Raw genomic sequence first — 12,422 nt, forward strand, 5'->3', positions numbered from 1 at the left:
AAAAACGCATCAATCCACATAAAGGGAACTAACCGATTCGCCGACTGCTATACGACGTATCGTTTCCGCCAGCATTTCGGCAACACTCAGCTGTCGAATTTTTCCGCATTGCCGAGCATCGTGACGCAACGGAATCGTATCCGTCACAACCAACTCATCCAGTACCGAATTCTCAATATTCTCTATCGCCCGTCCGGACAACACAGGATGCGTACAGTACGCGACCACGCGCCGCGCGCCATGCTCCTTCAATGCGCCGGCCGCCCGACACAAGGTTCCGGCCGTGTCTACCAGATCATCGACCATGATACAGGTGCGCCCCTCGACGTCGCCGATGATATTCATCACCTTGGCTTCATTCGGCCTTGGACGACGCTTGTCGATAATCGCCAAATCCGCATCGTCGAGACGCTTCGCCAACGCCCGCGCCCTCACAACGCCGCCCACATCGGGCGAAACGACGATCAGGTTCTGATACTTTTGCCTCCACACGTCGCCCAACAAAATCGGGGAGGCATAAACATTATCCACGGGAACATCGAAAAATCCCTGAATCTGATCGGCGTGCAGATCCACAGTCAAGACCCGATCCGCCCCCGCCGCGCAAATCATCTTGGCGACCAACTTTGCCGTAATGGGCACTCGGGCCGACCTGATTCGGCGGTCTTGGCGCGCATAACCGTAATACGGGATCACCGCCGTAACCACGGACGCCGACGACCGACGAAAAGCGTCGATCATGACGAGCAATTCCATGATGTTTTCATTGATAGGCGCACAGGTGGGCTGAATCACGAACACTTCCCGCCCGCGGACGTTTTCCTCGATCTCGACCGCTATTTCGCCGTCAATGAATCTCCCGATGGTCGCCATCCCCAACCGCATATTGAGCTTGCGCACAATACCTTCGGCCAAGGCAGGATTGGCATTCCCGGAAAACACCATGAACGAGGCGTCTGTCATTCAAGACACTCCAAAGTCGAGACGTCGAGTCGGAATTACTATGGCTGGGGCGCCAGGATTCGAACCTGGGAATGCCGGGATCAAAACCCGGTGCCTTACCGCTTGGCTACGCCCCAATGAATGTTGTTGACGGCCTTGTTCAGGCCAGTTTCAGCGCCTGATGAAGAGCCGACCGATTCCGTCCTCGCGCGACAAATACCGACCACTCGCTCGCCAATACCCCGGCTGCCGCCCGAGCATCGACTTCATCAGAAAATGCGGCAAACACACAGGCCCCGGTACCCGTAAGTCTTGCGGACGCGAAACGCCCCAAACCGCTCAAAGCAGCCTCGACCTCCGGGTACAATTCTGAAACCACAGGTAAACAATGGTTTTCCTGATGCCCCGCAAGAAAGTCCGCTATTTTGATCGGTTTATGATTTCGTGTCAAACCGGGCGCCGAAAAAATTTGTGCGGTTGCCACGTGGCAGCGAGGTACCACGACAACATACCAGGGTTCGAGCGGCTCCAGCGGGGTCAGCACCTCCCCAACCCCCTCGGCCCAAGCGGAGCGACCATTGACGAAAACCGGAACGTCAGCACCCAGCCGCAGCCCCAATGCCATCAGGTCCGGCAGGGACAAACCCGCTTGCCACAAGACGTTCAACCCCAGCAACGAGGTTGCGGCATCCGAACTTCCGCCACCCAATCCGCCTCCCATAGGCAGATTTTTTTCAATTTCGATGTCGACCCCGTATCGAACATCCGCGGTTTGGCGCAGGAGTTGCGCGGCCTTTATCGTCAAATCCTGCTCTGCCGGCACCCCGGGGAGCGGAGTTAGCAACCGGACCTGGCCATCGGAGCGACGGCGCAGCGTAATCCAGTCGCAACGATCGATGAATTGAAATACGGTTTGAAGCAAATGATAGCCGTCGTCGCGGCGCCCCACGATCCTCAACATCAGATTGAGCTTGGCCGGCGCCGGCAGGCGAAGCACTTCCGCGTCCATCATCCATTACCCCTTGATGCGCCAGTTGTCCGCTATTAATTTGAGTTTTACTTCGGGACCTTGAATCGCCATTTTCTGCGGCATTACCCGATCATCCACAGTCATGTAACGCTCAAACCGAAGCGTCCAGCCCGATTGCCGAAATCCCCGCAACGAACCCGCCTCCTCATAGAGCGGTGTATGATCCCGGTTCGGATCGGGCAACCCCGTAATCCAATACCGCAAGCTCGACAAAGGCACGACAAATCCCAAGCGATCCTTCAGCATGGCGTCGGGATCACGGGAAGACTCCGTAACTCCACCGCCCTCGTTAATATAAATCAGGTCCTTTTGCAGGACGATAGACACCATCCCCTGACTAAAAGGCCCCGACACCCGCAAGCGATCCTGATTCGTATCGTGCTCCCAGAATAGATTGGCCTGCCAGGCATCGTTCGCCGTCTGCACGCCGATGCGCCCTTCCAGCCGCCAAGACTTTAAGTCGTAGTTTTTTTCTTCGAGCCTCGAAAGAGGGACGGGCCCTTTCTCGAGAACGGCGCAGCCCGCTAGCGACGCAATCAGTGCAACAACAAAAATCTTAACCAAAATCAGGACTTCCCATCACGCTACTTGAAAGCGTCTCGATACTTCATCTTGATTTTTTTCAAGTCCTCCTGCCGAGGATCTTTCCTGAGCGCCTCGCTCCATACCTTCTTGGCCTCCTGGCGCTTCCCGGACTCCCACAAGACCTCCCCCAAATGCGCCGCTATTTCGGGATCGTGAATCGACTCATAAGCGCGCCGCAAATAGTCCAGCGCCACTTCATAGTTTCCCAGGCGATATTGCAGCCAACCGTAACTGTCCAAAATGGCGGGATCGTCGGGCTTCAATTCGTTCGCCCGCTCAAGATATCGCCTTGCCTCTTCCAGGCGGTCGCCGCGGTCGGCCAGGGTATAACCCAATGCATTCAGCGCGTTGGCGTCATCGGGATTCTTCTCCAGCACGGCACGCAGATCCTCCTCCAATATGTCCACGCGGTCCAACTGTTCGGCAACCAACGCGCGGGAATAAAGCAATTCCGTCTGCCCCGGCATTTCCTCCAGAGCCTCGGTCAGCAACTCGAACGCCGCCTCATAATCCTTCGTTTTCGACAGCAGTTCGGCCTCCAACAAATAAAGCCGCAACGCCTCATTCGGGAACTGTTTGCGCACCTCAACCAAACGCTGCCGCGCATCGGCTATGCGGCCGAGATTAATCAATGCCGTGATCGCATTGACTTTGGCGTCGAACTCCAACGGCCCCGAGCCGATCTTGTCGAACCACTGCAAGGCATTTTGCAAATGATTCTGGCGCGCCTCGATCAGCCCCAAGTAGAAATAGGCCTGCGCCCGCCACTTGGCCACAGACGTCAGATCGGAAAACTCTTTTTTCGCCTTGCCATCCCGTCCGGTTTCCATCAGCAGCGTCGCGAGGCCGAAACGAGCATCGTGATTATCCGGCTCCTTCTCCAAAATGCGCGTCAGCTCTTTCTCCGCACCTTGCAAATCCCCGGCTTTCGCCAAAAACTGGGAGTAAATCAAACGCAAGCGGGTATTAGCCGGATCGCTCCTCAGAGCTTTTTGAAGCGTGCTCCTCGCCGCCTCGGAATCCCCCATCTGGGACATGACCTGCGCCTGCAACAGGCGCGCCCGATTCCAATCGGGATGCAGAGCCAGCGCTTTCTCCGCTTCTTGCAGGGCTAATTGATACTCGCCTTTATTGCTGGCCAAAAGCGCATATGCAAAGTGAAGCTCGGCCATGCGCGGGAATTCGGCGACCAGATGCTGCATCACCTTCTCCCCCTCTTCCTTCGGGACCTCCGAATCCAACCACTTGACCAATTCGATCAATGTATTTTCCAGGTCCACGTCGGGCAGATTCAGGAGCACGCGCAATTGATCGAGCGCCTTGTCGGTCTGGCCGGTTTTAAGAAGCAGCAGAGCGGTTATCCGGCGCGCCGAAACGTTTCCGGGATCGCGTTCGCTCCATAATGTAGCCGCCGTTAAAGCTTTTTCGGTATTTTTGAGATAGAGTGCGATTTGAGCCGCCCGCTCCGCGACCTGAGCATCCTTAGTAAGCTTGGCGGCTTCCAAATAATTGTTCAGAGCAGTCTCATATTGCCCGCGCTGACCGGCCAATTCAGCGGTCAACAGCAGATAGACGACTTCCGAGTCTTGATTGAGCCCTCGGGCGCCTGCCTGACGGATCTCTTCGGAGGATTCGTCATGATGAGATTGCGATGGATTCAAACCTGCGCATCCCGACAGCCAGACACCCCCGACGCACGCCAAACAGACCAATCGTTTCAACACTGACAAAATTCCCAAGTCGAAGTTGATAAAAGAACCTTGGATAGTATCGACAACGCTTTTCTCCCGTTCTCCGAAGCGGCATCGCAGAGATGTTCCGAGCTTTCGGCAAAGCGGAGTAAACTGGATTTACTAAACCGGCGAGATTGTACGCTGTCCGTAACATGCAACAATAGCCCCAAATCTCCACTATTTGGCCGCACCCAAAGTTTTTTCTTAGAATTATATTTGGAAAGTCTCAGAAATTTGAGCTCATGGGCATTTTAACCTTAGGGTTGAATCACAATACCGCGCCGATTTTGATCAGAGAGCGCTTGGTCTTCCCGGCCGAGCGACTCAAATTCGCCTTGCTGGATCTCATTAAATTGCCCCAGATCGGCGAAGCGGCAATCCTTTCCACGTGCAACCGAACGGAACTGTACTGTGACGTCGAAGCCGACGACCAAAACATCCTGATCGACTGGATCGCTCAAGAGCAGCGCCTTCAGCGGGAAGACTTTCAGCCGTACCTCTATTTTCATACGGACGCCGAGACGATTCGCCACATATTTCGCGTCGCCTGCGGACTGGATTCGCTGATACTGGGGGAACCGCAGATTCTCGGGCAGATGAAGTCGGCTTATCAAACCGCGGCCGAAGCCGGCACGCTCGGCAAGACCCTGGGCAAACTGTTTCAGCACACCTTCACCGCCGCCAAAAAAGTACGAACCGATACGGCCATCGGTTCCAGTCCCGTTTCGGTGGCTTTCGCGGCCGTGCGCCTGGCGCAGCGCATTTTCGACAATCTCTCGCAGCAGACTGCCATTTTGATCGGCGCGGGAGAAACGATCGAGTTGACCGCCCGTCACCTGACCGAAAACAAAATCGGCCATGTGATCATCGCCAATCGCACCTATGACAAAGCGCACGCGCTGGCCGCGCAGTTCAACGGGTTCGCCATTTCCTTGGCCGAACTGCCGCAGCATTTGGCCAAAGCCGATATCGTCGTTTCGTCCACCGCCAGCCAGTTGCCCATCTTGGGCAAAGGCGGGGTCGAGAGCGCTCTCAAGGCGCGCCGGCATAAGCCGATATTCATGGTGGATTTGGCCGTGCCTCGCGACATCGAGCCAGAGGTTGCCCAGCTCAGAGACGTTTACCTCTATACCGTCGACGATCTGCGGAACACCATCGAGGAAAACCTGAAATCCCGCCAGGAAGCGGCCAAGAAAGCCGAAGAAATCATCGACACCGAAGTGGAGCACTTTTTGGGCTGGCTCCGCGCTCAAGGCGCTACGGCCACCATCTGCGACTTCCGCAGCCGGGCCCAAGCGATCCGCGGCGAGGCCCTGAATCGCGCCAAGCGCGCGTTACGCCGGGGCAAATCGCCCGAAGAGGCGCTGGACCTTCTGGCGCACCAGCTTACCAATAAATTGACTCACATCCCCAGCGTCCAAATTAAACAAGCCGGCATCCATGAGCGGCACGACCTGATTGCCGCCGCCCGGGAACTCTTTCAACTCAAAGACAGCTCTTGATACGTGAAACCATCCATCCGCCAGAAACTCGATCACCTCGCTCAACGCTTCGAAGAGATTACCGCCCTCCTTGCCGAACCGTCGATTCAGAACGACCAGGACCGCTTCCGCGCCCTGAGCCGCGAATACGCTCAGCTCAATCCGCTGGTCGGCTGTTTCAACCGGTATCTCGGTACGATCGAAGATCTTTCGTGCGCGCAGAGCCTGCTTGACGACAGAGATCCACAGGTGCGCAGTCTGGCGAAGGACGAACTGGCCGAGGCCGAGGATAGAAAAGCCGCCCTGGAGCAGGAATTGCAAATTCTTTTGCTGCCGAAGGACCCCAACGATGAACGCAATATCTTCCTGGAGGTTCGCGCCGGCACCGGCGGCGCCGAAGCAGCGCTGTTCGCCGGCGATTTGTACCGCATGTATAGCCGCTACGCCGAGCAGAAGGGATGGAAAGCGGAGGTGGTCAGCGAAAGCGAAGGCGAGCACGGCGGCTACAAAGAAATCATCGTCCGCATCAGCGGACAGGATGTTTACTCGCGCCTGAAGTTCGAGGCCGGTACCCATCGCGTGCAGCGCGTGCCCGAAACGGAGGCACAGGGACGCATCCACACTTCGGCCTGTACGGTCGCGGTATTGGCTGAGGCCGACGAAATCGATGTCGACATCAATCCGGCCGATTTGCGGGTCGACACCTACCGCGCATCGGGCGCCGGCGGCCAGCACGTCAACCGGACCGATTCAGCGGTACGCATCACCCACATTCCCACCGGGATCGTCGTGGAGTGCCAGGACGAGCGCTCTCAACACAAGAACCGCGCCCGCGCCATGTCCTTGCTGAAATCGCGCATCCTGTCCGCCGAACAGGAAAAGCAGAGCGCCGAGATAGCCGCTTCGCGTAAGCTGCAAGTCGGCAGCGGCGACCGCTCGGAACGCATTCGCACGTACAACTTTCCCCAAGGACGCCTCACCGATCACCGCATCAATCTGACCCTCTATAGACTCGAAGCCATCATGGAAGGCGATCTCGATCCGGTGATCGAGCCCCTGATCAACGAGCATCAAGCCGAATTGCTGGCGCAACTGGCCCAGGATTAACACGATGAACGCGCCTCGTCCCGCCTTGGAAGCATCGACCCCGCACGGCCCGACCCTTGCGACCGCGCTCCGATCCGCTACGGACCGACTCGTCGGATCGAGCGACACGGCGCGGCTCGACGCGGAAATTCTGCTCGCCCTCGCATTGAAGCGGGATCGATCGCACCTTCGCGCATGGCCGGAACGGGCACTCTCGCCCGATGAACGAGACCGTTTCCATGAACTGATCGAGCGGCGGCGATCCGGAGTTCCGGTTGCCTACCTTTCCGGGGAGAAAGAGTTCTGGTCCCGGTCGTTCAAAGTTTGCCCCGACGTGCTCATCCCGCGCCCCGAAACCGAACTACTGGTCGAACTGGCGCTGGAATTCATAACGGCGACGCAGACGGCCGATATTCTGGACCTGGGAACCGGCAGCGGCGCGATCGCCGTAACCGTCGCCGCGGAGCGTCCTTTGGCCCGCGTCAGCGCAACGGACCTGAGTCCCGAGGCTTTGAAAGTCGCGCAGGCCAATGCGGTTCTGCATGGCGTATGCAACATTCGCTTCCGGCTGGGCGATTGGTTCGATGCGGTGCCGGACGGCGGACGATTCGACTTGATCATCAGCAATCCGCCGTATGTCGCCGATGAAGACCCGCATCTGGCGCAAGGCGACCTGCGATTTGAGCCCGGCCTGGCTCTAAAAGGCGGCATACGCGGGCTGGACGCCTTCCGGATCATCGCCCGGGCAGCACGCGACCACCTGAAACCGCACGGTCAACTGATGCTGGAACACGGATTCGACCAGGCGCATTCCCTGGCCGATCTGTTAAGCGATTTCGGCTACACCGACATCGGCCACCATCCCGATCTTCAAGGTCACTTCCGCGTCACCACCGCACGGTGGAAAAACGGCTAATCGGTCTTTTCGGAACAAAACGATGAACGATAAAGAAATCCGCATCCCGCGATCTTTGGTCAACCAGTTGCTGCACTACGCCCAGGTTTCGGCGGATCTCGAAGTCTGCGGTCTCATCGGCGCGAAAGACGGCGTTCCGAGCAGCTGCTATCCGGTCAAAAACGCAGCAGCAACGCCCAACCGCCGATTCGAGATGGACCCACGGGAACAAATCGAAACCATGCGCCGAATGCGGGAACGGGGAGAAGAATTATTCGCCGTCTTTCATTCGCATCCGGCCGCCCCCGCCGAACCTTCGGCCACCGACCTCGAGCAAGCGGCCTATCTCGATGCGCTCTATATCATCATCTCTTTGAACACCAAGGGCGTTCTTGAAATGCGGGGGTTCCGCATCCATCAGGCGCAACGGGTCGAAGAAGTCGCTTTGCTTCTGTAGCACCAAGGTGCAGACCGCTAACGGGGCAGTTCCAAAACCTCATGCGCTTTCGGAAAGTCGGATCCCACGCTCATGACGAAACTCGTCACCTCCGAGATATCGAGGGCTGATTTGATCACCTTCGATTCGTGCACGATCACCGTAAATCCGTTGGTCGGGTTCGGCGAAGTGGGCACGTACAGAACGTAACGATCGCCCTCGCGGTTGGTAACGTAAGCCGGCAGCCACATCCCTTCCCTGGGATACTCGACATAAACGATTTCCCGCTTTTGCTCATCGGGCTTGCTGCGAAACATATCGACGATCTTTTTGGTAACCCGATAAACCGTATTCAAAAACGGAACCCGCTCTATGGCGAGATCGACCAGGGAAAGAACCAGGGAATGACGCCGCTTGTTGACGGTGTGTCCGATATAGGTAAGCAGCCCGAAAACGCCTGCGAACGCGAGAAAAGTTATGCCGTAATTGCCGACTGCCTCTTGCACGCCGAATACCGTGCTCAGAATCAAATGGGCGAGAAATATGACGATCTGCGCCACCACGATGATCGGCAGCACCGCCAGAGTGCCGATCAAAAAATTGTTCAAGGCGGCCTTGATGAGATGCTTGGCCTCTGCAAAATGAGTGGGCGCCATGAGCCTTCTCCCTGAATGTCCAAGATGCCCTTGTTAGACAACATCTCCCCGACTACGATCACCGGCACCGATCGTGCCGAAAACGGCGGCGCTTTCACTACCCCGATCCGATCCGGCTATCGAACCAGCCGCGGCGAATGACCCATTTCGTCGTTTCCAGAACCGGCAGTATTGTGGCCGACGCCCCCAGCACCACGCCCCACTCGATCCGGGACAGGGCGAAGGTGCCGAATACGTCATGGAAGAACGGCACATAGATGATTACGAGGAGCAATACCACTTCCCAGACGATCGCCAGATTCAGCCACTTGTTTGCGAAAGGCCGGCGAAATACCGAAAACCGGTCGGAGCGAAAATTGTAAGCCTTGAAAAACTCGGTCGAAACCAGCGTCGCAAAGGTCATCGTCATCGCCTCGGAAAGTCCGACTCCGGCTCGCAACGCCCACACGAAAACACTGAGATTGACCACGGTCGACCAAATGCCTCCGACCAACATCAGCACGACGACCGGGAGACTGAAAATTCCCTGCTTGGGATCGCGCGGCTTCTGCCGCATCAAAGCCTCGTCCATCGGATCGACCGCCAGCGCCAAGGCCGGAAGGCCGTCGGTGGCCAGATTCACATAAAGGATTTGCACCGCACTCAAAGGCAGCGGCAATCCGGCCAGCGTAGCGCCCGCCATCAGCCCGATCTCGCCGATGTTCGACGACAACAGATACATCAGGTATTTCTTGATATTGCTGAAAATCCCCCGCCCTTCCTCCACGGCGGCGACGATGGAGGCGAAATTGTCGTCGGTGAGCATCATCGCGGCAGCCTCTTTCGATACGTCGGTGCCGGTAATGCCCATGGCCACGCCGATATCGGCCTGTTTCAGGGCCGGCGCGTCGTTCACGCCGTCTCCGGTCATGGCGACGATGCGGCCTTGTTCTTGCAAAGCCCGAACGATACGAATCTTGTGCTCGGGAGACACGCGAGCGAAAACCTCGATGTATCCGACCGCCTGCGTGAATTCTTCATCGCTCATGGCGTCCAGCTCGACGCCGGTAACCACTCGTCCGCGCCTCAGAATGCCGAGTTCCCGGGCAACCGCGCGCGCGGTTGCCGGATGATCTCCGGTGATCATGATGACCTTGATGCCGGCCTTTTCGCAGGTGGCGATGGCGGATTTGGATTCGGGACGCGGCGGGTCGATCATCCCGGCCAGCCCCAGGAAACACATGTCTTTCTCGGCCGATTCCAGGGATGCCGCGTCCTTTTGCGCCACCGCCAGAACCCTAAGCGCCTCGCCCGCCAAACGCTCGGCTTCGGCCTGTATCGCATCGCGCGCCGCATCGTCCAGCGGAATCACGCCGTCGGCGCTCAACCAACGATCGCATGCGTTAAGGATGACTTCCAAGGCACCTTTGGCATAGGCTATCCGCCCGCCCTCGGCATTCTCGTGGAGCGTCGTCATCCGCTTGGATTCGGACGTGAAAGGAATCTCGCCGACTCGCGGGAAGCGACCATTCAGCTCGGAGGGCTTCAACCCGGCCTTGACGGCGGCAACCACCAAAGCGCCTTCGGTCGGGTCGCCCTGAACCTGCCAGCGCCCATCCTCGGCTCGCAGCACCGTCGCATCGCTCGCCAGCGCCGCGGCCTGAAGCAGCGTGACCACGGAAGAAGCCGGGGCGACTTCGCGCGCCTTGTGGAGAAATCGGCCGACCGGCTCGTATCCGGCCCCCGTGATGCTGAACAATTCTCCGGCCGCCCAAATCTTGCGGACGGTCATCTCATCCTTGGTCAAGGTTCCGGTCTTGTCCGAACAAATGACGGACGTGCCGCCCAGGGTCTCCACAGCCGGCAGTCGACGAATGAGCGCGTTACGCCTGACCATCCTGCGGGCGCCGATCGCCAGAGAAATCGTCACCACGGCCGGCAAGGCCTCCGGCACTACGGCAACGGCCAGGGCGACGCCAAAGATCAGCATTTGCTCCAGGGGTTCGCCGCGAAAAATGCCTAGGAAAACGATGGCCGCAACGATGAAAACGGCGGCGACGGCCAATACGTTCCCGACCTTGTCGAGGCTCTTCTGCAGCGGCGTTTCACGTTGCTCCGCCCCGCGCAAGAGGCCGACGATGCGCCCGAATTCGGTTTTCATCCCGGTGGCGACGACGACGCCCCGGCCTCGCCCGTAAGTCACCGACGTGCCGGCAAACCCCATGTTCTGGCGATCGCCGATGGCTAACTCGGGATCATCCAGCGGTGCGGTGCGTTTTTCCACCGGCGTCGACTCGCCGGTCAAGGCCGCCTCGTCGATTTGAAGATTCACGGCCTCGATCAGGCGCAGATCGGCGGGAATGCGGTTGCCGGTCAGCAAACGGACGACATCGCCGGGAACCAGATAGCGCGCGGGTATCTCCACGAGTTTACCGTCGCGCATCACGTTCGCCGTCGGCGCCGCCATCTGCTGCAAGGCTTCCATTGCGCGCTCGGCGCGGTATTCCTGAAAGAATCCCAGCAATACGGCGAACAAAACGATCACCGCGATGACGATGGATTCGACGGTGTGTCCCAGATAGGCCGAGAAGCCGATGGCGACCAGCAGAATAACGACCAGGACGCTCTTGAACTGCGACAGAAAAAGCCTGAACGCCGATGTTCCCCGACCTTGCTCGATCTCGTTGAATCCATGCCGGGCGAGTCGGCGCTCGGACTCCTCTTCGGTCAATCCGCCCGGACCGGACCGGAACGTCTCGAAAGTCTGCTCAATCGTTCTGGAATGCCAGGCCGGTTGTTGCTCCAATGCCTCGGCCGCTTCCGGCTTTGTCGGCTCGATCGGCCCCAGACAGTTCCACACGAATCGCCAATGGAAACCGATGCCGGCCAACACGGCAATGTGGAACAATTCGTGCGGTCCCAACACCCCGCCGACGATGACCGGCCAGCGCAGAAAATCGAGAACCGCACCCGAGGTATAAGCCAGCGCGCTGAAAAGCATCGGCCTGAAAAACGAAAAACCGAACCGGCGCCAAATAACGGTTCCGGACACCAGCCCCAGCCAGCCGAGCCCCAGATAAAGGGCCAAACCGAGCGATTCCGGAACGTTCTGAAAGAAGATGACCTTGAGCGTGAGCCCAGTAACGGCCAACGCCCACACCAAAAGCAAAACGCCCCAGCGCCAGATACCCGAGAAAAGGATGACATGCACGGGGGTGAAACTTCCCGCGATCAACAAAAAGATCGCGGCGTGGTCGAGCCGCTGCAACACCGCCCGGCCGGCTCCTCCGACCGACAGCAGATGGAACACTCCGCTCATGGAGAGGAGAAAGATGCAGGTAAAGACGAACACCCCGACAGCCAGTACGTGGCCGAGATCGCCCCTGGCCCGGCGAATCAGGAAGAATCCCAGAACGGCAAACACGCCTGCGGCCAATAAATGCATGAGAGAGCTTACGGGGTCGGCAAAACCTGGAATCGGATAAGTCTCCATAGCGGAATCGGACCTTGAAGCGGCTGGTGAAAAGATCTGACGAGATCCATGCGCCGGCCAAGGGAGGCGTCAAGCTCGCATCGGCCGGCGCGGGACCGGTCCCATC

10 protein-coding genes and 1 tRNA gene are annotated in these 12,422 nt (G+C 58.2%); 4 read left to right on the forward strand and 7 right to left on the reverse strand.

Going from position 1 to position 12,422, the window contains the following annotated elements:
• Positions 1 to 9: 9 nt before the first annotated feature.
• The 5 genes from ACWJKU_RS17245 to ACWJKU_RS17265 all read right to left on the reverse strand — a co-directional run bounded on the left by ACWJKU_RS17245 (position 10) and on the right by ACWJKU_RS17265 (position 4,218).
• Positions 10 to 963: a ribose-phosphate diphosphokinase gene (locus ACWJKU_RS17245; protein WP_454144271.1), complete on the reverse strand. Its 954-nt coding sequence runs from the start codon at positions 961 to 963 to the stop codon at positions 10 to 12.
• A 41-nt stretch (positions 964 to 1,004) separates the two neighbouring features.
• Positions 1,005 to 1,079, reverse strand: a tRNA-Gln gene (locus ACWJKU_RS17250).
• A gap of 23 nt (positions 1,080 to 1,102) precedes the next feature.
• Positions 1,103 to 1,954: a 4-(cytidine 5'-diphospho)-2-C-methyl-D-erythritol kinase gene (gene ispE, locus ACWJKU_RS17255; protein WP_454144273.1), complete on the reverse strand. Its 852-nt coding sequence runs from the start codon at positions 1,952 to 1,954 to the stop codon at positions 1,103 to 1,105.
• A gap of 3 nt (positions 1,955 to 1,957) precedes the next feature.
• The gene (gene lolB, locus ACWJKU_RS17260; protein WP_454144275.1) at positions 1,958 to 2,536 is read right to left on the reverse strand and encodes a lipoprotein insertase outer membrane protein LolB; all 579 of its coding nucleotides are present in this window, start codon (positions 2,534 to 2,536) and stop codon (positions 1,958 to 1,960) included.
• Positions 2,537 to 2,556: 20 nt separating this feature from the next.
• On the reverse strand, positions 2,557 to 4,218 hold the full coding sequence (locus ACWJKU_RS17265; protein ID WP_454144277.1) for a tetratricopeptide repeat protein: 1,662 nt from the start codon (positions 4,216 to 4,218) through the stop codon (positions 2,557 to 2,559).
• 314 nt (positions 4,219 to 4,532) lie between these two features.
• On the opposite strand from ACWJKU_RS17265, the gene hemA reads away from it, so the two are divergent.
• Genes hemA through ACWJKU_RS17285 form a run of 4 tightly spaced genes read left to right on the forward strand, consistent with a single transcriptional unit; the run spans position 4,533 to position 8,209 of the window.
• A complete protein-coding gene (gene hemA / locus ACWJKU_RS17270; RefSeq protein ID WP_454144279.1) occupies positions 4,533 to 5,792 on the forward strand; it encodes a glutamyl-tRNA reductase in 1,260 nt (419 codons plus the stop codon).
• A gap of 3 nt (positions 5,793 to 5,795) precedes the next feature.
• Positions 5,796 to 6,878: a peptide chain release factor 1 gene (gene prfA / locus ACWJKU_RS17275; RefSeq protein ID WP_454144281.1), complete on the forward strand. Its 1,083-nt coding sequence runs from the start codon at positions 5,796 to 5,798 to the stop codon at positions 6,876 to 6,878.
• A 4-nt stretch (positions 6,879 to 6,882) separates the two neighbouring features.
• Entirely contained in the window at positions 6,883 to 7,773 is an 891-nt protein-coding gene (prmC, locus tag ACWJKU_RS17280; RefSeq protein ID WP_454144283.1) for a peptide chain release factor N(5)-glutamine methyltransferase, read from the forward strand.
• 22 nt (positions 7,774 to 7,795) lie between these two features.
• Entirely contained in the window at positions 7,796 to 8,209 is a 414-nt protein-coding gene (locus ACWJKU_RS17285; protein WP_454144285.1) for a M67 family metallopeptidase, read from the forward strand.
• A gap of 17 nt (positions 8,210 to 8,226) precedes the next feature.
• On the opposite strand, the gene ACWJKU_RS17290 is transcribed toward ACWJKU_RS17285, so the two are convergent.
• Both ACWJKU_RS17290 and trhA read right to left on the reverse strand, forming a co-directional pair.
• Entirely contained in the window at positions 8,227 to 8,844 is a 618-nt protein-coding gene (locus ACWJKU_RS17290) for a DUF502 domain-containing protein (RefSeq protein ID WP_454144287.1), read from the reverse strand.
• 97 nt (positions 8,845 to 8,941) lie between these two features.
• Complete coding sequence (gene trhA / locus ACWJKU_RS17295; protein WP_454144289.1) at positions 8,942 to 12,316, reverse strand: PAQR family membrane homeostasis protein TrhA; 3,375 nt, start codon at positions 12,314 to 12,316, stop codon at positions 8,942 to 8,944.
• Positions 12,317 to 12,422 lie beyond the last annotated feature (106 nt).

The organism is Methylocaldum sp. MU1018 (genome assembly GCF_053646775.1).